This is a genomic window from Amycolatopsis sp. CA-211722, from assembly GCF_056828465.1.
In genome coordinates, this window is record NZ_CP184752.1 from 6,635,331 (window position 1) to 6,661,445 (window position 26,115).

The 26,115-nt window shown below is 70.1% G+C and carries 29 protein-coding genes; 15 read left to right on the forward strand and 14 right to left on the reverse strand.

Annotated features, from left to right (window positions below; genetic code table 11):
- Positions 1-92: 92 nt before the first annotated feature.
- Entirely contained in the window at positions 93-959 is an 867-nt protein-coding gene (locus ACOCEP_RS31370; protein WP_482332723.1) for an SGNH/GDSL hydrolase family protein, read from the forward strand.
- Between the two features lie 139 nt (positions 960-1,098).
- Here the strand turns inward: ACOCEP_RS31370 and ACOCEP_RS31375 are convergent, their stop codons facing one another.
- Positions 1,099-2,280 (reverse strand): S8 family peptidase, encoded by a 1,182-nt coding sequence (locus ACOCEP_RS31375; protein WP_482332724.1) that lies wholly within the window; start codon positions 2,278-2,280, stop codon positions 1,099-1,101.
- A 262-nt stretch (positions 2,281-2,542) separates the two neighbouring features.
- Here ACOCEP_RS31375 and ACOCEP_RS31380 point away from each other — a divergent pair, with 262 nt between their 5' ends.
- Positions 2,543-3,346: a pentapeptide repeat-containing protein gene (locus ACOCEP_RS31380; RefSeq protein ID WP_482332725.1), complete on the forward strand. Its 804-nt coding sequence runs from the start codon at positions 2,543-2,545 to the stop codon at positions 3,344-3,346.
- Positions 3,347-3,351: 5 nt separating this feature from the next.
- Here ACOCEP_RS31380 and ACOCEP_RS31385 read toward each other — a convergent pair whose 3' ends face one another.
- On the reverse strand, positions 3,352-3,990 hold the full coding sequence (locus ACOCEP_RS31385; protein WP_482332726.1) for an SDR family NAD(P)-dependent oxidoreductase: 639 nt from the start codon (positions 3,988-3,990) through the stop codon (positions 3,352-3,354).
- Positions 3,991-4,106: 116 nt separating this feature from the next.
- On the opposite strand from ACOCEP_RS31385, the gene ACOCEP_RS31390 reads away from it, so the two are divergent.
- Complete coding sequence (locus ACOCEP_RS31390; RefSeq protein ID WP_482332727.1) at positions 4,107-5,060, forward strand: helix-turn-helix transcriptional regulator; 954 nt, start codon at positions 4,107-4,109, stop codon at positions 5,058-5,060.
- Here the strand turns inward: ACOCEP_RS31390 and ACOCEP_RS31395 are convergent.
- A complete protein-coding gene (locus ACOCEP_RS31395; RefSeq protein ID WP_482332729.1) occupies positions 5,039-5,977 on the reverse strand; it encodes an AraC family transcriptional regulator in 939 nt (312 codons plus the stop codon). The two genes, ACOCEP_RS31390 and ACOCEP_RS31395, sit on opposite strands and share 22 nt — an antisense overlap.
- A gap of 80 nt (positions 5,978-6,057) precedes the next feature.
- Between ACOCEP_RS31395 and ACOCEP_RS31400 the strand changes: the two genes are divergently transcribed.
- Positions 6,058-6,885 (forward strand): Rossmann-fold NAD(P)-binding domain-containing protein, encoded by an 828-nt coding sequence (locus ACOCEP_RS31400; protein ID WP_482332730.1) that lies wholly within the window; start codon positions 6,058-6,060, stop codon positions 6,883-6,885.
- Between the two features lie 31 nt (positions 6,886-6,916).
- On the forward strand, positions 6,917-7,408 hold the full coding sequence (locus ACOCEP_RS31405) for an anthrone oxygenase family protein (RefSeq protein WP_482332731.1): 492 nt from the start codon (positions 6,917-6,919) through the stop codon (positions 7,406-7,408).
- Between the two features lie 5 nt (positions 7,409-7,413).
- On the opposite strand, the gene ACOCEP_RS31410 is transcribed toward ACOCEP_RS31405, so the two are convergent.
- The 3 genes from ACOCEP_RS31410 to ACOCEP_RS31420 form a co-directional block, all read right to left on the reverse strand.
- Positions 7,414-8,187, reverse strand: coding sequence for an alpha/beta fold hydrolase (locus tag ACOCEP_RS31410; RefSeq protein ID WP_482332732.1), 774 nt, complete (start codon positions 8,185-8,187; stop codon positions 7,414-7,416).
- Between the two features lie 73 nt (positions 8,188-8,260).
- Entirely contained in the window at positions 8,261-9,487 is a 1,227-nt protein-coding gene (locus ACOCEP_RS31415; RefSeq protein WP_482332733.1) for an RNA polymerase sigma factor, read from the reverse strand.
- A complete protein-coding gene (locus ACOCEP_RS31420) occupies positions 9,484-10,617 on the reverse strand; it encodes a glycosyltransferase (RefSeq protein WP_482332735.1) in 1,134 nt (377 codons plus the stop codon). The genes ACOCEP_RS31415 and ACOCEP_RS31420 overlap by 4 nt, the downstream gene beginning before the upstream one ends.
- Before the next feature lie 74 nt (positions 10,618-10,691).
- Between ACOCEP_RS31420 and ACOCEP_RS31425 the strand changes: the two genes are divergently transcribed.
- From ACOCEP_RS31425 to ACOCEP_RS31445, 5 genes are read left to right on the forward strand one after another with little or no spacing between them, the layout of a single operon-like run.
- The gene (locus tag ACOCEP_RS31425; RefSeq protein ID WP_482332736.1) at positions 10,692-11,717 is read left to right on the forward strand and encodes a hypothetical protein; all 1,026 of its coding nucleotides are present in this window, start codon (positions 10,692-10,694) and stop codon (positions 11,715-11,717) included.
- Positions 11,718-11,729: 12 nt separating this feature from the next.
- Entirely contained in the window at positions 11,730-12,017 is a 288-nt protein-coding gene (locus tag ACOCEP_RS31430) for a hypothetical protein (RefSeq protein WP_482332737.1), read from the forward strand.
- Complete coding sequence (locus ACOCEP_RS31435; protein ID WP_482332738.1) at positions 12,014-13,414, forward strand: WXG100 family type VII secretion target; 1,401 nt, start codon at positions 12,014-12,016, stop codon at positions 13,412-13,414. Before ACOCEP_RS31430 ends, ACOCEP_RS31435 begins: the two co-directional genes overlap by 4 nt.
- Entirely contained in the window at positions 13,398-13,946 is a 549-nt protein-coding gene (locus ACOCEP_RS31440; RefSeq protein ID WP_482332739.1) for a single stranded DNA-binding domain-containing protein, read from the forward strand. The genes ACOCEP_RS31435 and ACOCEP_RS31440 overlap by 17 nt, the downstream gene beginning before the upstream one ends.
- Before the next feature lie 5 nt (positions 13,947-13,951).
- Positions 13,952-14,182 carry a hypothetical protein gene (locus tag ACOCEP_RS31445; RefSeq protein ID WP_482332741.1) on the forward strand — a complete coding sequence of 77 codons (231 nt, stop codon included), beginning with the start codon at positions 13,952-13,954 and terminating at the stop codon, positions 14,180-14,182.
- Between the two features lie 42 nt (positions 14,183-14,224).
- On the opposite strand, the gene ACOCEP_RS31450 is transcribed toward ACOCEP_RS31445, so the two are convergent.
- Positions 14,225-15,010: a TetR/AcrR family transcriptional regulator gene (locus tag ACOCEP_RS31450; protein ID WP_482332742.1), complete on the reverse strand. Its 786-nt coding sequence runs from the start codon at positions 15,008-15,010 to the stop codon at positions 14,225-14,227.
- 100 nt (positions 15,011-15,110) lie between these two features.
- Here ACOCEP_RS31450 and ACOCEP_RS31455 point away from each other — a divergent pair, with 100 nt between their 5' ends.
- Together ACOCEP_RS31455 and ACOCEP_RS31460 are read left to right on the forward strand one after the other, a co-directional pair.
- A complete protein-coding gene (locus ACOCEP_RS31455) occupies positions 15,111-17,828 on the forward strand; it encodes a DEAD/DEAH box helicase (RefSeq protein WP_482332743.1) in 2,718 nt (905 codons plus the stop codon).
- Positions 17,825-18,985 (forward strand): SWIM zinc finger family protein, encoded by a 1,161-nt coding sequence (locus ACOCEP_RS31460; RefSeq protein WP_482332744.1) that lies wholly within the window; start codon positions 17,825-17,827, stop codon positions 18,983-18,985. The genes ACOCEP_RS31455 and ACOCEP_RS31460 overlap by 4 nt, the downstream gene beginning before the upstream one ends.
- On the opposite strand, the gene ACOCEP_RS31465 is transcribed toward ACOCEP_RS31460, so the two are convergent.
- The 7 genes from ACOCEP_RS31465 to ACOCEP_RS31495 all read right to left on the reverse strand — a co-directional run bounded on the left by ACOCEP_RS31465 (position 18,922) and on the right by ACOCEP_RS31495 (position 23,922).
- Positions 18,922-19,569 carry a DUF4865 family protein gene (locus ACOCEP_RS31465; RefSeq protein WP_482332746.1) on the reverse strand — a complete coding sequence of 216 codons (648 nt, stop codon included), beginning with the start codon at positions 19,567-19,569 and terminating at the stop codon, positions 18,922-18,924. The two genes, ACOCEP_RS31460 and ACOCEP_RS31465, sit on opposite strands and share 64 nt — an antisense overlap.
- Before the next feature lie 25 nt (positions 19,570-19,594).
- On the reverse strand, positions 19,595-20,026 hold the full coding sequence (locus ACOCEP_RS31470) for a hypothetical protein (RefSeq protein WP_482332747.1): 432 nt from the start codon (positions 20,024-20,026) through the stop codon (positions 19,595-19,597).
- A gap of 316 nt (positions 20,027-20,342) precedes the next feature.
- Entirely contained in the window at positions 20,343-20,630 is a 288-nt protein-coding gene (locus ACOCEP_RS31475; RefSeq protein ID WP_482332748.1) for a hypothetical protein, read from the reverse strand.
- 36 nt (positions 20,631-20,666) lie between these two features.
- Positions 20,667-22,286, reverse strand: coding sequence for an acyl-CoA dehydrogenase family protein (locus tag ACOCEP_RS31480; RefSeq protein ID WP_482332750.1), 1,620 nt, complete (start codon positions 22,284-22,286; stop codon positions 20,667-20,669).
- On the reverse strand, positions 22,270-22,875 hold the full coding sequence (locus ACOCEP_RS31485; RefSeq protein ID WP_038513474.1) for a TetR/AcrR family transcriptional regulator: 606 nt from the start codon (positions 22,873-22,875) through the stop codon (positions 22,270-22,272). The genes ACOCEP_RS31480 and ACOCEP_RS31485 overlap by 17 nt, the downstream gene beginning before the upstream one ends.
- A 32-nt stretch (positions 22,876-22,907) precedes the next feature.
- Positions 22,908-23,366: a peroxiredoxin family protein gene (locus ACOCEP_RS31490; RefSeq protein ID WP_482332751.1), complete on the reverse strand. Its 459-nt coding sequence runs from the start codon at positions 23,364-23,366 to the stop codon at positions 22,908-22,910.
- Between the two features lie 22 nt (positions 23,367-23,388).
- Entirely contained in the window at positions 23,389-23,922 is a 534-nt protein-coding gene (locus tag ACOCEP_RS31495) for an RNA polymerase sigma factor (protein ID WP_482332753.1), read from the reverse strand.
- A 145-nt stretch (positions 23,923-24,067) separates the two neighbouring features.
- Here ACOCEP_RS31495 and ACOCEP_RS31500 point away from each other — a divergent pair, with 145 nt between their 5' ends.
- Genes ACOCEP_RS31500 through ACOCEP_RS31510 form a run of 3 tightly spaced genes read left to right on the forward strand, consistent with a single transcriptional unit; the run spans position 24,068 to position 26,108 of the window.
- Positions 24,068-24,583, forward strand: a complete 516-nt coding sequence (locus ACOCEP_RS31500; RefSeq protein ID WP_482332754.1) for a DinB family protein — start codon at positions 24,068-24,070, stop codon at positions 24,581-24,583.
- A gap of 2 nt (positions 24,584-24,585) precedes the next feature.
- Positions 24,586-25,353 carry an NAD(P)-binding domain-containing protein gene (locus ACOCEP_RS31505; RefSeq protein WP_482332755.1) on the forward strand — a complete coding sequence of 256 codons (768 nt, stop codon included), beginning with the start codon at positions 24,586-24,588 and terminating at the stop codon, positions 25,351-25,353.
- Positions 25,350-26,108 carry a putative protein N(5)-glutamine methyltransferase gene (locus ACOCEP_RS31510; RefSeq protein ID WP_482332756.1) on the forward strand — a complete coding sequence of 253 codons (759 nt, stop codon included), beginning with the start codon at positions 25,350-25,352 and terminating at the stop codon, positions 26,106-26,108. The genes ACOCEP_RS31505 and ACOCEP_RS31510 overlap by 4 nt, the downstream gene beginning before the upstream one ends.
- Positions 26,109-26,115 lie beyond the last annotated feature (7 nt).

Genomic DNA, 26,115 nt, shown 5'->3' on the forward strand with positions numbered 1-26,115 from the left:
CCCGATCAAGAACGCGCGCCTCCGTTCTAGTGGTTCTCGCCTGCTCGGCGGACGCTGATCGCGGCATTCGACGACGCATGCAGGAGGCGGCAGTGACACGCTGGGGAAGACTCGCCCGGATCGCCGCGGTGGCGGGCACCGCACTGACCCTCGTCGGAATCGGCACACCGGCCCTCGCCACGGCGGAACGGGAGGTGTACGTCGCGATGGGCGACTCGTTCTCCGCCGGCTCGGTGGTCCTGCCGCAGTCCGATCTGCTCACCTGCGCCCGGTCGGCGATCAACTACGCCGGACTGCTGGCGAAGCAGCTCGACGTCGACGAACTGCGCGACGTCACCTGCGGCGCGGCCACCACGACCCATTTCGGCAACCCGCAGAAGGGCATCATCTCCGGCACGAACCCGCCACAGTACGACGCGCTCTCGGCCGACACGACCCTGGTGACCGTCGGGATCGGCGGTAACGACGTCGGCCTGGTCGGGCTCGCGACGTCGTGCGTGAATCTGCTGCCGGTGGGCGCTTCGTGCAAGGCGGCCAACACCTCGGGCGGGGTGGACAAATACGCCACCAAGATCGACGCCTTCGCCGCCACCTACGGCACGGTCATCGAGCAGATCCGCCAGCGCGCGCCGCGCGCGGAGATCGTCATGGTGGGCTATCCGACCGGGATCAAGCCGGGAGGGTGCTGGCCGCTCGTCCCGGTCCTGCCGCAGGACGCCGACTACATCCAGGCCAACATTGACCGGCTCAACGCGCGGATGGCCGAGCAATCCGCCGCGCACGGCGCGAAGTACGTCGACATCCGGACGCCGAGCATCGGTCACGACGCCTGCCAGCCGATCGGCGTCAAGTGGATCGAGGGTCTGATCCCTTCGGTGGTGAACAACAGCTTCGCCCCGCTGCACCCGAACGCCGCCGGGCTCGCCGCCGTGGTGCCGAGTATCCGGAAGGTGCTGTAAGCGCAACGCCTCCCGCGGGCTGGTCCGTGAAGGACCCCTTCCCTCGGCTCAGCCGAGGAACCTCGACCTTGACACCTTGCCCAGTACATGAAGGACCCCTTCCTTGCGCCTGGCGCAAGGAAGGGGTCCTTCATGTACTTCAGGCGGTCGGCGCCCAGTACAGGAGCCGGTTCGGGGAACCGGAGCCCGGGTTGGTCACCTTGCCGGGGGTCGCCGCGTTGATCAGCGCGGTGGCCACCTGCGCGGGTGTGGCGCTCTTGTTGTTCTGCAGGAACCGGGCCGCGACGCCGACCACGTGCGGGGTCGCCATCGAGGTGCCGCTGATGGTCCTCGTCGCGGTGTCGTTGGTGTTCCACGCCGAGGTGATGTTCGTGCCCGGCGCGAAGATGTCCACGACACTGCCGAAGTTGGAGAAGCTGGAGCGCGCGTCGGTCTCGGTGGCCGAGCCGACGGTGATCGCCTGGGTCACGCGGGCGGGGGAGAAGCCCGAGGCGTTCGAGTTGGAGTTGCCGGCGGCCACGCCGTAGGTGACGCCCGCGGCGATCGACCGGCGGACGGCGTCGTCGAGGGTGCTGGAAGCGCCGCCGCCGAGGCTCATGTTGGCCGCGGCCGGTTTGACGTGGTTCTTGGTGACCCAGTCGATACCCGCGATGACCCCGGCGGTGGTGCCGCTGCCGGAGTTGTTGAGCACGCGGACGCCGTAGACCGTCGCGCCCTTGGCGATGCCGTACTGGGATCCGGCGATGGTGCCGGCGACGTGGGTGCCGTGGCCGTTGCCGTCCTGGGCGACGGCGTCGTTGTCGACGAAGTCGTAGCCGTTGCGGGCGCGGCCGCCGAAGGTCTGGTGGCTGATCCGCACACCGGTGTCGATGACGTAGACGTTCACGCCCGCGCCGGTGCTGGTGTAGCTGTATTTCTTGTCGAGCGGGAGGTTGCGCTGGTCGACGCGGTCGAGCCCCCAGGACGGCGGGTTGGTCTGGGTCGCGTCGGCGTGGACGACCTGGTTCTGTTCGACGGACGCCACCGAGGGGTCGGCGGCGAGCCGCTTGGCCTGTCGCTCCGACAGCGTCGCGGAAAAGCCCTTGAGCGAGCTGCTGTAAACCTGCTCCACCTTCGCGCCGAAGCGGCTCGCCAGCGCGCTCACGACGCCGGTGTCCTTCAGCGTGACGATGTAGCTGTTCGGGATCGCTTCGGCGGATCCGGCGGCGAGGATCCGTCCTTCGGCGGCTTGGGCGGGAGCAGCGGTCACGCTGATCGCCACCGCGACCGCGCTCACCATCCCGGCACGCGACAGCCAACGCGCTTGTCTCGTCTCTCGCATGTGTTCGTCCTGTCGTTCGCAGGGGACCGGCCGGTCAGGACCACAGCGGCGGAAAGGCGGTCCGGCACGACCGCATGGGTCGGCACCTGCCGGATCCCACGAAGATCGAGGCTATTGAGCGGCCGAGATGTCCGATATCGACTGAACGGGGCAGCATCCGACCTTCGTCTGGCGGCCATTGGCGGCGGGTGCCCTGCACGGAAAGTGCTCTCCGTACCCTGTGGCTGGAACACCTCGCCGAACATCTGGAGTCCGAACCACCGTGCCAGCCCTTTCCAGCCTGCGAGCCGACTGCGAAAACTGCTTCGGCCTGTGCTGTGTCGTCCCGGCCTTCGCGGCGTCGGCCGATTTCGCGATCACCAAACCGGCCGGCCAGGCGTGCCCGAACCTGCGTGAGGATTCCCGGTGCGGCATCCACGACAAGCTCCGCAAGAAGGGCTTCACCGGCTGCACGGTCTACGACTGCTTCGGCGCCGGCCAGAAGGTCTCCCAGGTCACCTTCGCCGGTGAGGACTGGCGGAAGGCGCCGAAGACGGCGAAGTCGATGTTCGCGGTCTTCCCGGTCATGCGGGATCTGCAGGAATTGCTCTACTACCTCACCGAGGCCGCGTCACTGCCGACGTCCGCGCCGATCCGTGACGACCTCGCCGAGATGATCGACCGGACCGAGCGGATGACGCTGGACACGCCCGGCGTGCTCCGGAAGCTGGACGTCCCCACGCATCGGGCCGCGGTGAACGGGCTGCTGGTGCGTGCGAGCGAACTCGCCCGCGCCGCCGTGCCGGGCAAGAAGAAGGACCGGCGCGGCGCGGACCTCATCGGCGCGAAGCTCAAGGGCGCGAACTTGCGCGGAGCGTTGCTGCGTGGTGCCTTGCTGATCGGGGCGGACCTGCGGGGAGCCGATCTCCGGCAGGCCGACGTCACCGGCGCGGACCTGCGAGACGCCGACGTCCGCGGCGCGGATTTCCGGGACGCGCTCTTCCTCGTCCAGTCCCAGCTGGACGCGGCGAAGGGCGACGCGGCGACGAAGCTGCCGGAGTCGCTCGCCCATCCCGCGCACTGGTGAGCTCTCTATCTTTTGTGGACGATCTCCCGCGTCCAGTCCGCGCGGGGCTCGGTGTGCAGCCGCCAGTAGTGCTCGGCGATGTCGTCGGGGTCGAAAGCGGTCCCTTTCGCGACGGGGCCGGCGACGGTGACCGTGGCGACGTGCACGCCTGACGGGCCGAACTGCGTGTCCAGCAGCGAAACCAGCGCCCGCACACCGGCTTTGCCGAGCGAGAGGCTCGTGTAGGCGGGAACGGCCTCGGGCATCCCGCCGGTCACGACGATCGTGCCCGAACCGCGTTCGGCCATCCGCGGCGCGACCTGGGCCGCGGCGGTGATCGCGCCGACGACGTTGACCGACCACGCAGCGAGATGCCGTTCGACGGACAGCTCTCCGGGGGCGTCGGCCTGGATGATCGCGGCGTTGTAGACCACGACGTCGGGTTCGCCGTGCTCGCGTGCGGAGGTGTCGAGAGCGGTTTTGAGGGACTTCTCGTCGGTGACGTCGGCGGTCAGCGCGAGCGCGGTGCCGATCTCGGCGGCAAGCGGGGCGAGGGTCGCCGAGGTGCGGGCGATGAGGGTGATCGGTAGCCCTTCCCTCGCGAACCGGAGGGCCACCGATCGGCCGATACCCGGCCCCGCGCCGATGATCACTGCGCCTGCCATGTGCTTCTCCTTCTGAACGGGATGCGGTGACCGTAGGGGCTGACATCGATGTGAAGGTCAAGTCCGCGGCCGCAAAGTGTTCACCGGGTGAGCGGTTTGCCTGCGAGACTGGGCGCATGCGTGCCGATCGCCTGGTGGCCACCCTCCTGCTGATGCAGGCCCGTGGCCGCGTCACGGCTGCCGAACTGGCCGAGGAACTCGAGATCTCGGTCGCCACCGCCCGGCGCGACCTGGAGGCGTTGTCCGCCGCGGGCGTGCCGGTGTACCCGCAGCCCGGCCGTGGCGGCGGATGGTCGCTGGTCGGCGGCGCGCGGACCGACCTCAGTGGACTGTCGGCGTCGGAGGCTCAGGCGTTGTTCCTGCTCGCGGGCCCGGCCGCGTCGATCTCGCCCGAGGTCAAATCGGCGCTGCGGAAGCTGGTCCGCGCCCTTCCCGACACCTTTCGCGCCGACGCGCAGGCCGCCGCGGACGCGGTCGTCATCGACCCGTCGCGATGGGGTGAGCGCGAGAAGGAACGGCCCGAGCCGCTCGACGTGCTGCAGGCCGGGATCGTCCGCCGCCGCAAAGTCCGGTTCGGCTACGCGAAAAAGGGCGCGGAACCGGTCGAGCGGGTCGTGGATCCGTGGGGTCTCGTGGACAAGGACGACATCTGGTACCTCCTCGCGGGCACCGAGAAGGGCCAGCGCACCTTCCGGGTCGACCGCATGTCCGGTGCCGAGGTCACCGACCTGCCCGCCGGTCGCCCGGACGACTTCGAGCTCGCGCGGGCGTGGGAGCAGGTGGTGGACCGCGTCGAGGAACGCCGTTCGGGGCTGGACGCGACCGTGCTCATCGCCGAGCGCCATCTGCCGATCCTGCAGGACCATTTCGGCCGGCAGTCCACTGTGGAGGAGAAGCTCGGCGACGGTCGCGTGCGGGTGACGGTGTCGGCGCCGGTGGCGTGGATGATCGCACAGCAGCTCGCGGGCTGGGGCTCGATGATCGAAGTACTGGGGCCGCCGTCGGTCCAGGCGGAACTCGCGCGGATCGGCGCGGAACTGGTCGAGCGTTATGCGACGCCGGCGCGGTAACCCTGCGGGCTGACGCCGTGTTCGCGTTTGAACGCGGCGCTGAGCGCGAACGAACTGCCGTAGCCGACCTGGCGGGCGACCGCGCCGATCGTGACGTCGGGGTGCTGACGCAGGAGATCCGCGGCGAGCGCGATACGCCAGCTCGCGAGGTACGCCATCGGCGGTTCGCCCACCGCGGCGGTGAACCGGCGGGCGAACGCGGCGCGGGAAACCCCGGTGTCGGCCGCGAGGCTCGCCACGGTCCACGGTTCGGAAGGCTTGTGCTGCAACAGTTTCAGCGCTCGCCCGACGACCGGGTCACGGTGCGCGCGGTACCAGGCGGGCGCTTCGGCGCCGGGCCGGTCGAACCAGGTCCGCAGCGCGGCGACCAGGAGCAGGTCGAGCACGCGGTCCAGGACCGCTTCCTGTCCGGGCGTGTCCTTGACGATCTCCCCGGCGAGCAGCGGCACGAGCGGGTTGTCCCACTCCTCGTCCCGCACGACCAGCATCGGCGGCAGCGCGTTGAGGAGCCGTTTGCTGATCTCGCCTTCCAGGGGATAGGTGCCGGTGAGCAGGACGACGGGGCCGTCGGGATCGCTGCCCCAGGTGCGGACGCCGAGATCCGACAGTTCGGTGAGGTGCTGACCGTCCGGGGTCAGGCATTCCTGTCCCGGCAGGATCATCGCCTGCGGAGGCGTCGCCGGGTCGTCCGCGACGAGATACGGGTCCGGACCGCGCGCGATGGCGATGTCGCCGGTGCCGAGGCGGACCGCGTCCCCGTGCTCGGGCACGACCCAGGACTCCCCGCGGACCTGCGCCATCACCGTCAGCGGGGCTTCGTCCTCGATCCGCAGCGACCACGGCGGGGTCATGACCGACTTCAGCAGGAACGCGCCGCGGGCACGGGGTCCGTCGAGCAGACCGGCGAGGGGATCCATGCTCAAAGTGTAGACGATGAAACATGGAATAGAGCCTTTGAACTATGTCCCGTCTCGTTCCGGGCCGCTTGACTGGAGACATGACAGAGACGAAGAACAACGAGACGGTCCTGGTCCTCGGCGCCACCGGCAAGACGGGAAGCAGGGTGGCGCAGCGCCTGGCCGAACGGGGCGTCGAGGTCCGCAAGGCGTCGCGGCCCGGGTTCGACTGGAACGACCGGTCGACGTGGCCGGCGGCGGTGACGGGAGTCGGCGCGGCGTACGTGACCTACTACCCCGACCTCGCCTTCCCCGGAGCCGCCGAGGCGATCCGCGACTTCTCGAAGCTGGCCGTGGATCACGGGGTCCGGCGGCTGGTCCTGCTGTCGGGTCGCGGTGAGGAAGAGGCAGTGGTCAGCGAACAGGGTGTGCGGGACTCCGGTGCCGAGTGGACGGTGGTGCGGGCCAGCTGGTTCGCCCAGAACTTCAGCGAGCACTTCCTGCTGGAGCCGGTACTCGCCGGGGAGATCGTGCTGCCCGCCGGGCAGGTGACCGAGCCGTTCGTCGACGTCGAGGACATCGCCGGCGTCGTGGTGGCCGCGCTGCTCACCGACGGGCACCACGGCGAGGTGTACGAGCTGACCGGGCCCCGGCTGCTGGGTTTCGCGGACGCGGCCGCGGAAATCGGGAAGGCTTCGGGACGAGAGATCCGGTACGTTCCGGTTTCCCCTGCGGAGTTCGCCGCGGGAGCGGCCGAACAGGGTGTGCCGGAGGAAGAGATCGAGGGCCTGACCGACCTGTTCACCCGAGTCCTCGACGGCCGGAACGAATCCCTCACCGGTGACGTCGAGAAGGTGCTGGGCAGGCCCGCGACCGACTTCTCCGTGTACGCCGCGAAAGCGGCGGCCACCGGGGTCTGGAATCGATGAAACGAGCGGGAATCGAAGGGAGGCGACAGGAATGGCGACGCTGAGCGAGATCGTCCTGATCGCGGCCGTCATCACGGCGGGGTTGATCGCGGGCTTGTTCTACGCCTACACGTGCTCGGTCATGCCGGGGCTGGGCCGGGCCGACGCCCGGACCTACGTGACCGGGATGCGGGAGATCAACATCGCCATCCTCAACGGCTGGTTCGCGATCAGCTTCGGCGGCGCGCCCTTGCTGGCCGCGGCGGCCGTGGCACTGCACTTCGGATCGGAATCACGGTCCGCGCTGCCGTGGCTCATCGCGGGGTTCGTCCTGCTGCTGGTGATGCTGATCGTGACGATGGCGATCAACGTGCCGTTGAACAACGCGCTCGAAGCCGGTTTCGCCGGTGACGACACCGACTTCGAGGCGCTGCGGGCGAAGTTCGAGGGGGTCTGGGAGCGGTGGAACCTGGTCCGGACCCTGGCCGCGATCGGTGGTTTCGGCGCGCTGGTGGGCGGGCTGATCGTGCACGTCCGCGCCTGAAGCGGTCAGGCGTCGAGAATCTCCCGGACCAGCGGAGCGAACGTGGCGGCCTCGGCGGCGAAACCGCCGTGGTCACCGGGGAAAGAGGTCGGGTCCAGCCCGAGACGGCCGGCGGCGAGCACCGCGGCCTCGTGGGCGGGCTGCCCGGCCGATTCCTTGCCGACACCGACGATGATCCGGGTCCCCGAGGTCTTCAGCGCCGCGTAGTCCGGGGTGTAGTTCCCGATCATCTTCATCAGGTGTACGACGAAGAACTCCATGTTCTTCCGCATCTCCGGTGGGAGATCCCCCTCGCCGGCCTCGAAGCCGGCCTCCGCCATGAACTTCGCCATCGCCGCCTCGATGCCGTGCTCGCGGTGGATGCGCAGCAGCTCCTGGAGATCGACGTCGGGCTGCTCGTCCAGCAGGCTCGTCAGCGGCGGTTCGTGCGCCAGGAGCGTGCGCACCCGCCCGGGATGGCGGGTGACGAGCTCGAAAGCCTGCATGCAACCACCGCTGGACGCGAAGATCGCCGCTGGCTCCGGGCTCACACTGTCGAGCAGGCGGAGCACGTCGTCGGCATGGACCTCGATCCGCTGCTCGGCGTCGGGATCGTCGAGGGTGCTGCGGGAGATCCCACGCGGGTCGTAGGTGATCACCGTGTAGTGCTCCCCGAGCAGACGCGCGATCGGCGCGAACATGCCGGAATCCGCCGCACCGCCGGGAACGCACAGCAACGCGGGACCGCTACCGGTGACGGTGTGGTGCAGCCGGGCGCCGGGAACGTCGAGAACGGCCATCGGATGACCCCTTCCACTTCGGGACTTTGTCGCCCCTCCGACGAACGGCGTCGCCGGGGACAGACACCCGGCGTCAGGAGATTTCGGCGAGTTTTCCCGACAGATAGGCGCGCTCGGCGTCGGTACCGGCGAGCGCGAGCGCCTCGCGGTAGGCGCCGGCGGCCTCCTCGTGGCGGCCGAGACGCCGCAGCAGGTCCGCACGGGTCGCGGGAAGCAGGTGATAGCCCGGAAGGCTCCCGGCGAGCTCGTCGACCAGTGCGAGCCCGGCTTCGGGACCCTCGGCCATGGCGACCGCGACCGCACGGTTCAGCTCGACGACCGGCGAAGGCACGAAACGCAGCAGTTCCCCGTAAAGGGCGGCGATCTGCGCCCAGTCGGTCTCGGCCGCGTGGGCGGCCGTCGCGTGGCAGGCGGCGATGGCGGCCTGGATCTGGTACTGCCCGGGGACACCTCGGCGGAGCGCGGACTCCAGCAGTTCGGCGCCTTCGGTGATCTCGGCGGTGTTCCAGCGGCCGCGGTCCTGGTCTTCGAGCGAAACGAGGGTGCCGTCGCCGTCGACCCGGGTGGACCGGCGGGCGTCGTGCAGGAGCAGCAAGGCCAGCAGCCCGAGGATCTCCGGTTCGCCGGGCATCAGGCCGGCGAGGACGCGGGCGAGCCGGATGGCCTCCGCCGACAGGTCGGGCCGGAGCAGATCGGTGCCGGCGCTGGCCGAGTAGCCCTCGTTGAACAGCAGGTACAGCATCCCCAGTACCGCGGCCGTGCGTTCGGGCAGCAGATCCGCCGGTGGCACCCGGTACGGGATACCCGCGGTGCGGATCTTCCGTTTCACCCGGACCAGACGCTGCGACATCGTCGCCTCGGAAACGAGGAACGCGCGGGCGATCTCGGCCGTGGTGAGCCCGGCCAAGGTCCGCAGCGCGAGCGCGACCTGGCCCTCCAGCGGCAGCGCGGGGTGGCAGCAGGTGAAGATCAGCCGGAGCCTGTCGTCGTGGACGCCGCTCTCGTCCCATTCCGGTTCGGCGGGGACGTCCAGCGTGGCCGCTTCCCGCAGTTTCGCCGCACCGACGGCCTCGCGCCGGAGCCGGTCGGTGGCCCGGTTGCGTGCCGCCGTGGTCAGCCAGGCCCCGGGTTTCGCCGGGACACCGTCGCGAGGCCAGGTGCGCAACGCGAGCGTGAACGCCTCCTGGACGCAGTCCTCGGCCAGATCCCAGTCTCCGGTGACCCGGATCAAGGTGGCGATCACCTGCCCCGACTCCTCCCGGAACGCTCGGGTGATCGCGGCGTCGAGGTCGATGGTCACCGGAGCAGCCCTTGCAGGAGCGGGACGAGCTTCTCCGGCGGCGGATACGCGGTGACCTCGTCACGCAGCCGCATCGCCGTCTCCCGGTGGGACGGGTCCCGCAGCACGGTGGTCACGGCGTCGCGGATGTCCTCCGGTGTGGCTTCGACGACGTCGAGGACGGTGCCGAGCCCGAGCTCGGTGACCCGGTCGCCGTTGTGGGGCTGGTCGGCGCCCATCGGCACCAGCACCATCGGCAGCCCGTGGGCTATCGCGCCCAGCAGGCTGCCCGAACCGCCGTGGGTGAGCGCCACGTCGCAGTACGGGAGTACGTCGTCCTGCGGCAGGTACCTCGTGAGGTGGATGTGCTCCGGTTGCGGGCCGAACTCGGCGGGGTCGATCAGGTTCCCGACGGTCACCACACAGGTCGCGTCGACGTCCTTCAGACCGGCCAGCACCCGGGCGAACAGGTCACCGGATTCGGTGTTGAAGATCGTGCCGAGAGTGAAGTAGACCGTCGGGCGGCCTTCGACGTACCAGTCCGGAACCGGCCCACGACCGGGAACGGGATCGTGGAACGGCTGCGCGGTCGGCGGCAGCGGGAACCGTGGATCGCGGAAGCTCGCGGGGAACGGTGAGAGCACGAGATGCCGGTAGGCCATGTCGAGGTTCCGTTGCGGGGGAAGCCCGTGGGCGGCGCGGACCTCGTTGAGCGCGTCGTCGACCAGTCCCGGCCGGACGAGCACACCCGCCGCCATGACCAGGACGGTCGAGTGGGGGAGGCCGAGCTTTTCGGCCGCGATCATCGCGCCGTGATCGGCTTCGTCGCAGACGAGCAGATCCGGCGTCCAGTCTTCGCAGAGCGCCAAGACGTCTTTCGCGCGCAAGGGCGCGGTGCGGCGGACGAACCCGTCACGGAAGTCGGCGTCCTCGCGGTCCCTGTCGACGGGAAGCAACGGGCGACGGCGGCCGTCACTGCCGAGATTCGGCCCCGAGGGGAACGCGGCGAATCCCGTCGCTTCGACGATCGGGATCATGAACGGCTCGCCGGTGAACGCGACCGTGTGGCCCGCGGCGGTGAGCGCGCGGGCAAGAGGGAGCAACGGCCGGAAGTGACCGTTGCCGCCGGCGAAGGTGAATAAGGCGCGCATGGGATCGACCCTATCGGCGGTCTCACCGGCGTTGCCTCGCATTTCGCGCGGGCGGGCAGCGCTACCCTGCTGCGGTGATCGATACGGACGCCGACGAGGTCCGGCTGTGCGCGCTGGAAGGCTGCGAGAATCCCTTGCCCCCGCCCGCCGTGGACGCCGACGGCAAGCGCAAGGGCGGCAGGCCTTCGGCCTACTGCGGCAAGACCCACGCCGACGCCGCGTCGCGCGCCCGGCGGGCGGCCGCCGTGGCGAGCGTGGCCGATCCGCTGCTGGAGGTCCGGCGGATCGCCGACGAGTTCACCCCGGCCGCGGCGTCGCTGGTGGAACTGCTGGACGCCATGCGCTCGCGATTCGACACCGCTGCCGAAGCCGCGCTGGGCCGGGTCACCGAAGCCGAAACCGACGCGGCCGCGGCCCGGCGCGAAGCCGAGGACGCGCACCAGGCGGCGGCGAAGGCCGACACCGCCCGCGCGACCGCGCTGGCCGCGTCCCGCGACGACAAGATGGCCAAGGCCAAAGCGGAACGCACCGCCGAACAGGCCTTGAAGGACGCGGAGGAGACCCGCCAGCGGTCGTGGACCGAGGTCGCCGCACACGAACGTGCCCGTGGTGCCGCGGAAGCCGCGACCGTGGCGGCCGAACGCGCCCGCGACGCCCTGGTCTCCGATCTCAGGACGCTGCGCGAGGATTTCGCGGCCATCCGGGAGGAGAAGACCCGGCTGGCGGCGGAGCTGGGCGAGCGTGACACGGCGCTGGCCCGGGCCGTCGCGGAGCTCGAAGCGCTGCTGGACCGGCTCGACGAGGCGAAGGCCAGGGCGACGGTGTCCGAAAAGGACTGTGCCGCCGCGCGGGCGGAATCGGCCGCCCTGCGTGACGATCTGGACCGCGTCCGCGCGTCGTTCGCGGAAGAACGCACGGCCAGGAGCCTCGCCGAAGCCCGGGCGACGGCCCTGGCCGGAGAACTCGAACGCGCGCAGGCCCGAGCCGCCGCGGATCAGGCGCGGTACGACGACGTCGTCCGGCAGCTGGCCGAACTCGCCCGTCCTCCGGTCGTCGAAGAATCGCCCGAATCGGGTGTGGAGGCCTCCGAGCTGAAGTAGAGTCCACCGGCTGTGAGCGGGTACGAGGTCGAGATCGGTCAGCTGCGGAACGCGGCCAAGGCGGCGGGATCCGCCGCGGACCAGGCCAGGACCGTGGAACCGGGCAGCGGCCTGGACGCGGTGGCGACGGCGCTGCCCGGCGGCGAGGCCGCGAAGAACGCGCCCACGCTGGCGTCGACGTTCACCGACCGCGCGAAGGGGTGGGCCGGCGAGATCGACGGCTGGAGCGACTCGATCACGAAGGCCGCGAACACCTACTCCGAAAACGAGAACTCCGCGAAGGAGGCTTTCGGAGGATGACGATCGGGTACGACGACGTCCGCAAATGGGACGCCGAGGCGCTCGACACGACGGCGACGAACCTGGCCGGGCGGCGGGACAAGCTCATCGGGTTGCAGGACGAACTCGACGACGCCCGGAAACTGCCCGATTGGCGCGGTCCGGCCGGTGAGAGCGCGCGCGGTTCGCTGGGCGACACGCGGAACAAGGCCGAAGTCCTGGTCGCGGAGCTGTCCGCCGTCGAAACCGCCCTGCAGAACGCGTCGGACGAGGTGACCGCCCTCAAGAGCAGGGTCGCCGACAACGACTCTCTTGCCCACACCTACCAGTTCCGCATCGCCGCCGACGGTGCGCTCGTGGACGACAAACCCGCCGACCCGCCCCCGAAATCGCGGTTCGAGGCGGAGGAGTACGCCGAGTCCCGGCGGCACCGCGAAACCATCAAGAAGCAACTGGAGCAGGAAACCAAGGCGATCCTCACGGCGGCGAACAACATCGACGCCGCCCTCGCTCGCGTGATGCGACTCGCGCAGGACGGCAAGGTCAGCGACGACGGCGCGACCACCCTCGCGGGAGCCAAGAAGAGCGGGGAGATCGACGCCAAGGTGATCGAGATGGAGCAGTCCCTGCGCGAGGCGGGGCTGCTGACCGGACCGCCCGCGTCCGGGCACTACCGGCAGTGGCTCGAGAACGCCGTCCGCCGGGGCGTATCGATCGACACCATCAAGAAGATCGCCGACGAGCACGACATCACGCCCGAGGACTTCAAGGTCCTCGAGGGCATGGAAGAGATCCGCGAGGACGAGGACGGCGACGGGACCTTCAAGTCGTACTTCCTGATGCCGACCGGCATCAGCGGTGACGACGCCGCCAAGGCGGTCCGGATGACCTACATCATGAACGCGGGCACCGACTACGGGACAGAAGGCGAGCAGACCGACTTCGCGCCGACGCCCTACGGATCCGAGGAACTGCGGCGGATCACCGACCGGCAGCGGGAGAACTCCTGGAGCTACGACGACGACGTCGGCTTCGTGCACGGCAACGGCGGGCGGCTGGTGACCACCCCGAACGGCATGATGATGGGCCTCGGCGGGAACCTCATCCAGGACCAGTTCAGCCAGCAGGGCGGAACCGCCTGGGGCGACACGTTCATGCTGAACATCGACGACGCGAAGGACCCGGCACAGCAACTGCGAGAGGTCGTGAAGTCGGGCCACGCCTGGTACGAGGACGACAACGGCGCGTCCCAGGGTTCGCTCGACCTGGACCGGTTGCTGCATCACGAGGAGCGCCACTCTCAGCAATGGGCGCGCGAAGGCTACGCCGGCTTCCTCGCCTCCTACGCGTGGGAGCAGATCACCGGCGGCAACGAAACCGAGGAAGACGCGGGACTCACTGATGGCGGATACCACTAGGGCGTCGCGCGTCGCCTGCGCCGCCCTGATCGTGCTGGCGGTGACCGCGGCGTGCGACACCAAGGCGCAGTTCGCGCCGTCGCTGCCACCGGAGGCCGGGTTCCGCGTCGACGATGGCGTCCTGAAACTGTGGACGGGCACGCCGTGCGAGGGGGTCACCGGACTGAGGCTGACGTTCGACTCCGGCACCCAGGCGAGCACCGAGCAGGTGTGGGCCGCGCCGAGGCCGGGGGTGCGGGTCGAGCGCCTGGATCTGCTCGGGGTGTCCTTTCCGGACACCGAGAGCCCGCTCCAGGTGCGGACACCGCTGCCCGCGGAGTACGACTGGACCAAGGCGGGGTCGGTCAGCGTCGCCGTCGACGGCCCGAAAGCCAATGGTGCCAAGGCCGACGTCGCCCAGGTCCTGCGGGAGTCGGCCCGGTATCCGGCCGGGACCTACCTGTTCGGCCGGAGCGGCTGGCTGGACGCGTCGGGCGTCGAGCGGGAGAACCGGAAGTCCTTCCTGACCGTCTGCACGCCCGACCCGAAGTGACGGATATGGAGAACACATCGCGGACGGTGTTACGACGCGTCGTGCTCGGCGCGTTCGTCTGCGTCGCCGCGGTGATCGTGCTGCTCGTCGTGCGCGTGGTGCTCAGCGTGACCGGCTTGTCCTTCGATCCGCATGGCTACGGGATGTTCGGGGGGATCCTGTTCACGGCGGTCTTGACGCCGGTCGCGCTGGCTTTGTGGCTGCTCTACCGCGTGCTGCGACGGCGCGGCCAGTGATCGCGCGAGTCTCGTGAGTGGTAAGGACGGTTAGAACCGTCCTTACCACTCACGAGGTGTTCCGGAGCCGCCGCTCAGCAGCTGCTCGACTCCGTCCAGGATCCGCGCCAGGCCGAACCGGAAGGTGTGCAGCGGCGCGCTCGCCGCACCGTGCGTCTCCCCGGCCGCCTGCCCGATCCGCGCCGCGAGCGGGAACAGCCCGGCGTCGGCTTCGGGGATCTCCGCGAGCACCGGCGCGCTGGCGGTCCACCACTGCATGTCGGTCAGCCCGGATCGCCGCACGAGACTCGCCGATTCGACCGAACCACGGGCGATGCCCTGGACGAATCCGTTGACCATGGCGACCACGGCGTCCATTTCCAGGTCGGTGAGCCCGATCGCGTCCACGGCCTTCAGCTCGCGTTCGTGTTTGGCGAAGGTGTGCGGGCCGAGGGGGAGTCGGCCGGTGGTGAGCTGGAGCATCCACGGGTGCCGGTGGTACATCTCCCACGCGTCCTCGGCGAGGATCGTCATCGAGACCCGCCAGTCGTGACTCTCCGGCGGATCGGTCAGTTCGCCGTGGACCCGGTCGATCATCAGGTCGAGCAGCTCGGCGCGGCCGGGGATGTAGGTGTAGATCGTCATGGGGGAGACGCCGAGCTTCTCCGCGCCCCGGCGCACCGACAGCGCGGTGATGCCCTCGGTGTCGGCCAGCTCGATCGAGGCGGTGACGATCTCCTCGACGCTGAGCTTCGGTTTGGGGCCGCGGCGGGGTTTCTCGCGCACACCCCAGAGCAGTTCGATGGTCCGCCGTGGATCGCCCGTTCCGGTGTGGTCCGCGTCTGTCATCACGTTCTCTCTACGGTGTACAGAGTTGTGTTATCCTGAACTGTACACCGTACAGAGTTGTGTTATCCTGAACTGTACACCGTACAGAGATTGGGGTTGAGTGGCGTCTCACGACGGTTTCGGCAGTGTCGTTTTCGAACCGAAGAATCCCCCTCGCACCAGCGGATTCGTCTTCTGGAACGCCGAGGGGAACACGCCGGGGGCCGGGGAGGTGACAGTCGCCCTCCCCGAGGTCGTCACGGTGCCGTGCGTACGGCTGCCGATGGCCGAGGCGCTTCCCGCGCTGCTACGGCTCCGTGAGAGCGACGATCCGTCCGCGCGGTTCTGGAGCACCGCGGCCACCGCGGCGCTGAAGCTGGCCGAGGCGGGCAGGCTGCTGCCCGGGCTCACGGAGTCCGATGTGGACGCCTGGCGCGCCGGCCCGCTGGAACCCGCCGACGCCGCTTGGCTGCGCGAGTTGTCCGAGGCCATGCCCGCGCGGGCGCGAGCGATCCCGGGTGAGGAAGGCCTGCTTCCCGCACGGTATCCGTTGCTGCGCGCGTTCCTCGACGCGGTGGCCGACACCCTTCCCCGCACGCCCGCGGCCGCGCAGGCGGCCGGCGTCAAGGCGTTCGCCGCCGCGCCCGCGCATCGTGTCCCGCAGTTGCGGGACTGGGCGGCCGAGGTCGCCGCCGGGCTCGACTCCGGGGTCCGGGTCTCGGTGCGGATCGAGGCTCCGGGCGACGACTTCACGAGCGGCCGGTTCAGCGGGGTCGTCCAGGTGCACAGTCTCGCCGACCCCGGCGTCCTGATCGACGCCGCCGCGCTCTGGGCAGGCGACGACCGGTTCGGCCCGCGAGCGCGGATCGACGTCATGCTGGCGCTGCGCCGCGCGGCGCAACTGTGGCCTCCGCTGGAACCTCTGCTCAGCGCCGCGGTGCCCGACGAGGTCGGGCTCGGCGACGCCGACATCACCGAACTGCTCACCGCCGCCGCGCCTTTGCTGGCCACTGCGGGCATCGACGTCCACTGGCCAGCCGACCTCGTCCGCGATCTGAGCGCGAAGGCAGTCGTCGGCGGTGGTGACGCGCCGCCCGCCGACCTTCCGTCGTTCTTCGCCGGCGGCACGCTGCTGCAGTTCGACTGGCTGCTGGCCCTCGGCGGCGCTCCGCTTACCGCGGCCGAGATGGACGCGCTGGCCGAAGCGCACCGTCCCGTCGTGCGGTTGCGTGACCAGTGGGTGCTCGTCGACCCGGCACTGGCGGCGAAGGCGCGGGATCGCGCGCTGAAGCCGCTCACGCCGATCGACGCGCTCGGCGCCGCCCTCAGTGGGACGGCCGAGGTCGACGGTGAACGCGTCGACGTCCTCACCGGCGGATGGCTCGCCGCGTTGCGGGAGCGGTTGCTCGCGCCACCGGAGCCGCAGGCGCCCCCGCGCGGGCTGGCCGCGACGCTGCGCGATTACCAGATGCGCGGCCTGCAGTGGCTCACCGCCATGACGTCGATCGGGCTCGGCGGCTGCCTCGCCGACGACATGGGGCTCGGCAAGACGATCACGCTGATCTCGCTCCACCTGCACCGCGCGGACGGCCCGACACTGGTCGTCTGCCCGGCATCGCTGCTGGGGAACTGGGAACGCGAGATCACCAAGTTCGCCCCCGGTGTCCCGGTGCGCCGGTTTCACGGCGCCGAACGCTCGCTCGACGATCTCGACGGCGGCTTCGTGCTCACGACCTACGGCACCCTGCGCGCCGACCCGGAACCGCTGGGCGCCGTCCACTGGGGACTGCTGGTCGCCGACGAGGCGCAGCACGTCAAGAACCACCGCTCGGGTACGGCGAAGGCGTTGCGGACGCTGACGTCGTCGGCGCGGGTGGCGCTGTCGGGCACCCCGGTGGAGAACAACCTCGCCGAGTTGTGGGCGATCCTGGACTGGACGACGCCAGGACTGCTCGGGACCATGGCCGACTTCCGGCGGGTGTGGGCGAAACCGGTCGAGTCCGGGAAGGATCCGGAGGCCGCGGAGAGCCTGTCCCGGCTGGTCCGCCCGTTCCTGTTGCGTCGCCGCAAATCCGATCCGGGGATCGCGCCGGAGCTGCCGCCCAAGACCGAGACCGATCGGCCGGTGACGCTCACGGCCGAGCAGGCGGCCCTGTACGAGGCGACGGTGCGCGAACTGATGGCCGAGATCGCCGGCAGCGAGGGCATCGCGCGCCGGGGCCGGATCGTCAAGCTACTCACCGGGCTCAAGCAGATCTGCAACCATCCCGCGCAGTACCTCAAGGAGCCGTCGGAAGCGGTGCTGGACGGGCGGTCGGGCAAACTCGAGCTGCTCGACGAGCTGCTGGGCACCATCCTCGCCGAGGACGGATCGGTGCTGGTGTTCACCCAGTACGTCGCGATGGCGCGGCTGCTGGAACGTCATCTCGCGCAGCGCGGGGTCGGCACCCAGCTGCTGCACGGCGGCACCCCGGTGCCCAAACGCGAGGAGCTCGTGCGCCGGTTCCAGGCCGGTGAGGTTCCGGTGTTCCTGTTGTCGCTCAAGGCGGCGGGGACCGGCCTCAACCTGACCCGCGCTGATCACGTCGTGCACTACGACCGCTGGTGGAACCCCGCGGTGGAGGATCAGGCGACCGACCGCGCGTACCGGATCGGGCAGACCAGGCCGGTCCAGGTGCACCGGCTCATCGCCGAGGGCACCGTGGAGGACCGGATCGCGGCGATGCTGCGGGAGAAGCGCGCGCTCGCCGACGCCGTACTCGCCGGTGGCGAAGCCGCGCTGACCGAACTGACCGACGCTGAGCTCGCCGATCTGGTCGAGTTGAGGAGCCGCCGATGAGCACCCCTGACGACCGCGTCCGCGGTTTCCCCGCCTTCGGCGCCCAGGGCGGCCGTGGCCAGTTCGCCCGCTCGTGGTGGGGCCGCGCGTGGATCAGCGCGATGGAGGACACCGCGCTCGACCTCCAGCAGCTCAAACAGGGCCGCAAGTACGCCGCGGCGGGCCGGGTCGGCCCGATCACGGTGAGCCCCGGGCGGATCGCCGCCGTGGTCGACGACCAGGAGGGCCAGTACCGCACCGAGGTCCGTCTCGCGGAACTGACCGGTGACGAATGGGACCGGTTCCTCGACCGGGTCGCCTCGCGTGCCGGGCATCTCGCCGCGTTGCTGGACCGGGACATGCCACACGATCTGGTCGAGGCCGCCGACGACGCCGGGGTGCATCTGCTGCCCGGGATCGGTGACCTCGATCCGGACTGCGACTGCCCCGGCTGGGAGCTGCCGTGCCGCCACGCCGCGGCGCTGTCGTTCCAGGCATCGTGGCTGCTCGACGCGGACCCGTTCGTGCTGCTGCTGATGCGCGGCAAGGGGGAGCGGGAACTGCTCGACGAATTGCAGCGGCGCAACGCACCGCGGTTCGTGCGCACCGGGGACGACGGCATCGACGCCGAGCGCGCGTACGCCGACGAGCCGGGCCCGCTGCCGGATCTCGCCGGGTTCGCGCCCACCGGGGGCCCGACAGTTCCCGCGGCGCCCGGCATCCCGGCTGAGACCTTCGCCCTGCTCGTCGCCAACGCGAGCCAGATGGCCGGAGCGCTGCTCGCGTCTCAGCCGAAGCTCACCCGCAAGCAGGACGCCGTCCGCCTGGCCGCCACCCGTCCGGAGGCCGCCGACCGGTTGCGCCCGGCCGAGAACGGTGAGGACTTCGACCGCGTGGTGCTCGCCTGGCGGCACGGTGGCCGGGCCGGTCTCGACGTCCTGGAGAGCACCTGGTCCCCGCCGCCTCAGGCGATGGGCCGGGCACGGGCCGCCTTCGCCGAGGTCGTGGATGATCCCGGTGAGGGGCTGGACGTCGAGCGGAACCACTGCACCGTCCTCGGCACAGGAGTACAGGTGCGGCTGGGGAAGGACGGGCTCTGGTACCCGTACCGGGATCAGTGGCCCGCCGGTCCGCCCGAAGCCGATCCGGGGGCGCTGTTCGCCGCGTTGCTCGGCTGATCCCACTGCCGTCCTCGCCGCAGCCGGTCCAGGTGCGGCGAGGACAGGTGGAGGATTCGGTACCGGGTCTCGTCCGACTGCGGCGCCTCACCGGTCCACAGGCTGTAGCGGACGACCTGCCAGGTCCGCGGATCGACGGCGAGCGCGCCCGAATGCGCGCCGTCCTGCCGCAGGTGCTCACGAAGCCCGTCGAGTGCGTCGCCGAGGAAGGCGACCGGGTCGGTCTCGTCGGGGATCCGCATGACGTGCTTCCCCGCCGTGGCCGGAGCTGAGCCGAACGCGGGTCCCTCTTCGAACCCGAGCACCGTCCAGTGCTGGACGGAGGGGCGACCGAAAGAGTCGACGATGCCGCTGAACGGGCCGCCGAACAGGAACGCGTTCATCCCGGCCTCGTCGTGCCACAGATAGAAGGGCGAGTACTGGTTCAGCGTCGAGCCGTCGACGCCGCGCTCGCGGATCCCGTAGACCTTCAGCCCCAGTCCGCCGAAGTCGTCGAGCAGATGCCCGCGCGTGGCGACGCGATCGCGGATGATGCCCATGTCGTAGTCGGCGGGGAGGGTGATCTCGTACTGCATCGCATGCATGCCGTACATACTAGTAGGTACAGGGCTATTTCCGGTTGAGCCGGACGATCCCCTCGTCACCTTGCACCGCGACGACGGCGATCACCTGCCGGTTGATCTGGTGCACCATCCCCGGCGGGCCTGACACGGCCCCGCCCATCCCGCCGGAAGCCGGAGCGAGACCCACCTTCCCGGCCTGGACCGTGACCGAGAGCGGGCCGGCGCCGCCGTCGTTGGGGACCTGGTCGCCGGTCCGGACCAGTACCTCGCACTCCCCATCGGAGCAGGCCTTCAGATTCCGTCCGTCCGCCGCGACGAACGGTGTGCCGGACGGGGCCACCGCCTCCATCATCGGCCCGCTCGCCGCGGAAGGCTTCGGATCCTCGGCGGCGAAGATCGGCGTCGGCTCGGCCGCCGCGCAACCGGCGGCGAACAGCGCCAGGGGAACCAGGACCAGGCATCTTCGGCGATCGACCATGACCGACGAACGTAGCCGAAGCGCGAGCCCTTGCATGCACCCGAATTCCGCAATCCCGCGGCTGTTCGCAGTGCTCGGCGCCGGTCCGACCGGGGGAATCGGCCGGACCGGCGCAGCACGTGGTCATGCGGGCACCGAGAGTCCGAAAAGCGCGAAAAGCGACCGCGAAACCGCCTAGTCGGGAAAGGAATCACCTGGCCGGGCGCTTCGACCGACCTGCAGGGCTCGGGCGCGTTCGCCGGTGTTGCCCGGGGTGATGCGGTCGGCCAGACATGTCCGGTGCGAAATGACGGTGGTGCTACCCGGTCCGTCGTTACTACGGACGTCGAGCACCAGGCCGTCGCCGCCTGCGCTGAGATTCGTCGGTCGGCCACAGAAATCGCATGGCCGACGCGTCGATCTCAGCGCCGACCGGTGGATACAGCGCCTGGAGTTCGTCGCCGCGAGCCGTGCCGCCGAACTGCTCCAACATGTCGATCGAAGCGCCTACCTGCTCGTGACCGACGATCTGCGCGATCACGCCCCACGGCTGGTGGCTGACCACCTTCGCGCGGACCCGCAGGCCGGGGATCAGGGCCAACGACTCGGTCTCGAACCGGCTCATCGTGGCGGCACGGTCACCTTCTCCTCCGCGCGGCGCTCAGACCTCCGCGCGAGCGACGATCGCCCGCGTGTCCACTCCGGACGGAAGCGTCCCGAACGCGACACCCCAGTCACCGCCCAGCCGCGAAGCGCAGAACGCGTCGGCCACCGCCGGCGTCCCGTGCCGCACCAGCAACGAACCCTGGAGCACGAGCGCCATCGACTCGACCAGCCGCCGCGCCCGGTGTTCGATGTCCGACAGATCCGAGAGTTCCTTACGCAACCTGCCCACCGCGTCGTCCAGCCGCGTGTCGGCGCCGGAAGCCTGCTCGATCTCCGCGAAATACGCCGCCACCGACTCCGGCTGCTTCGCCATCGCCCGCAACGCGTCGAGCGCCGCGACGTTGCCCGAACCCTCCCAGATCGACATCAGCGGAGCCTCGCGGTAGAGCCGCGGCATCCCCGATTCCTCGACGTACCCGTTCCCTCCCAGGCATTCCAGCGCCTCCACCGCGTGCGACGGCCCGCGTTTGCACACCCAGTACTTCGTCACCGCCAGCCCCAGCCGCCGGAACGCCTGCTCCTGCTCGTCCTCCGGCCGGTCGGTCGCCGACGCGAGCCGCATCCCGACCGTCGTCGCCGCCTCGGACTCCACGACGAGGTCCGCGAGCACGTTGCCCATCAGCGGCTGATCCACCAGATTCGCCCCGAACGCCCGCCGATGCCGCGCGTGGTGGACCGCCCGCACCGCGCCGCCCCGCATGCCCGCCGCGCTCCCGACCGCGCAGTCCAGCCGGGTGTTGTTCACCATCTCGATGATGGTGCGCACCCCGCGGCCCTCCTCGCCGATCAGCCAGCCGATCGCGTCGTCGTACTCGATCTCCGACGACGCGTTGGACCGGTTGCCCAGCTTGTCCTTCAGCCGCTGCAACCGGATCCCGTTGCGCGAGCCGTCCGGCAGGACACGGGGGAGCAGGAAACACGACAGCCCGCCTGGCGCCTGGGCCAGCGTCAGGAACATGTCCGACATCGGCGCCGAGGTGAACCACTTGTGCCCGACGATCACGTAGCTGCCGTCACCCAGCGGACGCGCCGTGGTGGTGTTCGCCCGGACGTCGGAACCGCCCTGCTTCTCCGTCATCGACATCCCGGCGATGAGCCCACGCTTCGAACTCGGCTCACGCAGCCCGAAGTCGTACTCCGTCGCCGCCAGCAACGGCTCGTACCGCGCGGAAAGCTCGGGGTTGAACCGCAACGCCGGAACCGCCGCGTACGTCATCGAAATCGGGCAGGTGTGCCCCGCGTCGACCTGGCCCCAGACGTACATCTTCGCCGCCCGTGCCGCGTGCGCGCCCGGGCGGGGATCCCGCCACGGCGCGGCGTGCAGCCCGTAGGACACCGCGACGTCCATCAGCTCGTGCCAGTACGGGTGGAACTCGACCTCGTCGATCCGGTTCCCGACCCGGTCGTGCGTCCGCAGCACCGGCTCGTTCTCGTTGACCAGCCTGCCCCATTCCTGCGCCTGCTCACTTCCGGCGAGCCTGCCGAGCGCGTGCACCTCGGCCACCGCCCAGCCCGCGCCCGCCCGCTCCAGCCCTTCCAGCAAGGCCGGATCGGCGGCGACGTCGTAGTCCGCCAGCGGCGGGACCTGATTGGTGACCTCATGAGTGACCGGCATCGGAACCTCCCAGGGAACGCAGGACGAATGTGCGCAGCCCGGACACCTCGTCCGCGCTGCCGGTGGTCAACGGGCCGATCAGCACCTCGGCGGCCGCCCCGACGAGCGCCGCCGCCGTGACGTCCGCGTCCTGGGCGGGCAGGACCCCGGACCGGACCCCATCGGCCACGTGCTGGGCCACGACGTCACGGAACGCGCGCCGGAACACCAGCCGCTCGGCCTCGATCGGCGCGTCGACGGGCTCGGCCAGCAGCGCGTACGCCATCCGCGGCGTCTTCAACGCCCGGCTCGCGAAGGTGTCGAAGACCGCCACGACCCGCTCCGCGGGCGTACCGGGCCGCTCCGACACCTCGCGCACCGCCTCGACCTCACGCGTGACGACCTTGCGGAACAACTCCACGACCAACGCGGCCTTGGTGGGGTAGTGGCGGTACACGCTCCCGACCGCCACTCCGGCCCGCTCGGCGACCGCCGACACCGAGCAGCCCGCGTACCCGCGCTCGGCCAACTGCTCCATGGCGGCGGCGAGGACGGCGTCACGCTGGGCGTCCAGACGTTCCTGAACCTTCGGTGTACGGCGGTACGGCACCCAAGAAGTGAAGCACTGATTCACACCTTCAGTCAACGCACCCTGGCGAGCTCCTCCACCGCCTTGACGATGCCCTTCTTGTCGTAGGCACTGGTCGGCATGGTCGCCGCATGGGCGTGCCGGATCACCCCGTCCCGGTCGATCAGCACACTGCCCGACTGCTGCAGCAGCTTCTTCCCCAACCCGAACGACTCATGCGGTGTCCCACCCCGACCGGTCACCACCCGGAAAGGCACCCCGCGCTTCGCCCGCCACGCCTTGGCCTCCACCCGCTCCTCGGGCACAGCGACCAGCACCCGCACGTCGGCGGCCGCCAGCTCCTCCGCGCGCCCCACGAGATCCTTCACATGGCCGTTGCACACGGGACACGAGGTCGACCGCATGAAATAGATCAGCACGTTGCCCGTGCCACGGAACTCCGAAAGCCGCACGACCTGCCCGGCCGTGTCCTCCAACGTGACCTCAGGGACCGTGGAACCGATTTCCAGCATTGAAGAACTCCTCAACGGAAGGTCAGGAAGCAGGGTTGTCGAGAGAGGCACGAACCGCCGCCCGCGCGCGATGCAGCCGGGACTTCATCGCGGCCGGGCTCAACCCGAGCGCGTCCGCGACCACCCGGCCCGGATGCCCCTGGATGTCACGCATGATCAAGACGCGACGCTGATCAGGCGGCAACTCGGCGATCGCCGCCGCCACCCGCTGCGCCTCCAGCCGATCCAACGCGTCTTCCTCGGCCGAAACCATCGCCACCGACTCCGCCGGATCCACACCACGCAACGCCCGGCGCGCCCGACGAAGGCATTCGTTGCGCACGATCCGGAACATCCACGACGCCAGCGCACCGGTGGCCCGCAGCGAGCCGATCTTCCGATACAGGATGATCAGCGCCTCCTGCGCCGAATCCTCCGCGTCCTCCGGCGAAGCACACAACGACCGCGCGAACCGCTGGACATGCGGATGGGAACCCGAGACCAAAGCGGCGATGGCGGACGCGTCCCCGCCCTGCGCCGCCACGATCAACGATTCCCTCGGCCACTCGGCCTCCACGACAAACCTCCTCCTGCGCCGAGCTTTTCCCGGCCCCTACAAGAGCCACGACCCCCGCAAAAGGATTCAGCGGCCTCCACGTGACGCCGCTCACCCCAGCGGACACAACACGAATCCCGCGTCACCCGATGGCATGATCGCCGCTATGACATGGACCGCCCCCGAGGTCACCCGGCCGTCCGGCGACACCGCCGCCGACGAACGGACCCTCCTGCCCTCCCTGCTGGCCTGGCATCGCAACACGTTCCTCCACAAACTCGCCGGCCTCACCGGAGAACAGCTCGCCACGGCGTCGGTCCCGCCGTCGAACATGACCCTCCTCGGCCTCCTCCGGCACCTCGCCAAGGTCGAACGCTTCTGGTTCCGCCTGCGCTACGCCGCACAGGACATCGACCCCCTCTACGACCCCGCCCTCGGCAAGGACCACGACTTCGAAGTCCTCGACGCCACCAAAGCCGAAGAGGCCTACGACATCCTCCTCGAAGAGATCCGGCTGGCCGACGAAGCCGCCGCCGAAGGATCCCTCGACGACACCTTCGACCTCGGCGGGAACCCCTTCTCGCTCCGCATGCTGTACCTCCACATGATCGGCGAATACGCCCGCCACAACGGCCACGCCGACCTCATCCGCGAACGCGTCGACGGCCACACGGGAGCCTGACCATGGACTACGGATTCGTCGGCGCGGGCGAGATCACCGCCGCCATCGTCGAAGGCCTCAGCAAGGACGTCACCGACCCGCCCTCGATCCACCTCTCGCCCCGCAGCCGCAGCGTCGGCCAAGAACTCTCGGCACGCTTCGCCAACGTCGAAGTCCACGACAACAACCAAGCCGTCGTCGACAGCGCCACGACGATCATCCTCGCCGTCCGCCCGCTGATCGCCGAAGAAGTCCTCAGAGACCTCACCTTCCAGCCCGACCACGTCCTGATCAGCGCCCTCGCCGGCGTCCCCCTGGACCAGCTGCGCGACTGGGCCGCCCCAGCCGGCGTGGTCGTCCGCAGCATCCCGCTGCCCCCGGCCGCGCGCCGCCAAAGCCTCACCGCGATGTACCCCGACAACCCCGAGGCCCGAGCCCTTTTCGACAGCATCGGCGGCAGCATCGTCCCCGACGCCGAGAAGGACCTCGACATCTTCAGCGGCGCCACCGCCACCTTCGCCGCCCACCTCGACTACCTCGGCACCATCGCCGCCTGGATGACCGACCAGGGCATCGACGACACCACCGCGACCGCCTTCACCAGCCACATCTTCGGCCAGCTCGGCCAGTCCCTCGCCGAACAGAACGGCTCCCTCGAAACCCTCACCGGCAAACACATGACCCCCGGCGGGCTCAACGAACAATTCCTCACCGATCTGCGCACCAACGGCGTCCCCGACACCGTCCGCGAGGCCCTCGACGGAATCCTCACCAGACTGCGGGACAAGTGACCATCATCGACAAGCTGCGGGCGGCCGGGTGCGTCTTCGCCGAAGACGAAGCCCGGCTCCTCACCGCGGAGGCCCGCACCCCGGCCGAACTCGACACCATGGTCCAACGCCGCGTCGACGGCGAACCACTCGAAGTCATCCTCGGCTGGGCCGAATTCCACGGACTCCGCATCGCCGTCGAACCCGGCGTCTTCGTGCCACGGCAACGCTCCGAACTCCTCGTCCGCCACGCCGTCACCCTCGCCGGACCGGGAGCGGTGGTCCTCGACCTCTGCTGCGGAACCGGGGCACTCGGCGCCGCCATCGCCGCCGAACTCGGCGAAATCCGGCTCTACGCGGCCGACATCGAACCCGCCGCCGTCCGCTGCGCCCGCGAGAACGTCGCCCAAGCCGGGGGAGAGGTCTTCGAAGGCGACCTGTACGCACCACTTCCCACGTCGCTACAAGGCCGCGTCGACATCCTGGTCGTCAACGCCCCGTACGTCCCCACCGACGCCATCGCGATGATGCCGCCCGAGGCGAGAGACCACGAACCCCGCGTCGCACTCGACGGCGGACACGACGGCGTCGACGTCCACCGCCGCGTCGCCGCCGAAGCCCTCCACTGGCTCGCACCAGGCGGGCACCTGCTCATCGAAACCGGCGAAAGCCAAGCCGCGAGCACCGCGGAAGCCATGGCACACAACGGTTTGACTCCCGAAGTGACCACCGACGAAGACCTGTACGCGACGATTGTTGTCGGTGCCCGGGGCTAGGGTCGCC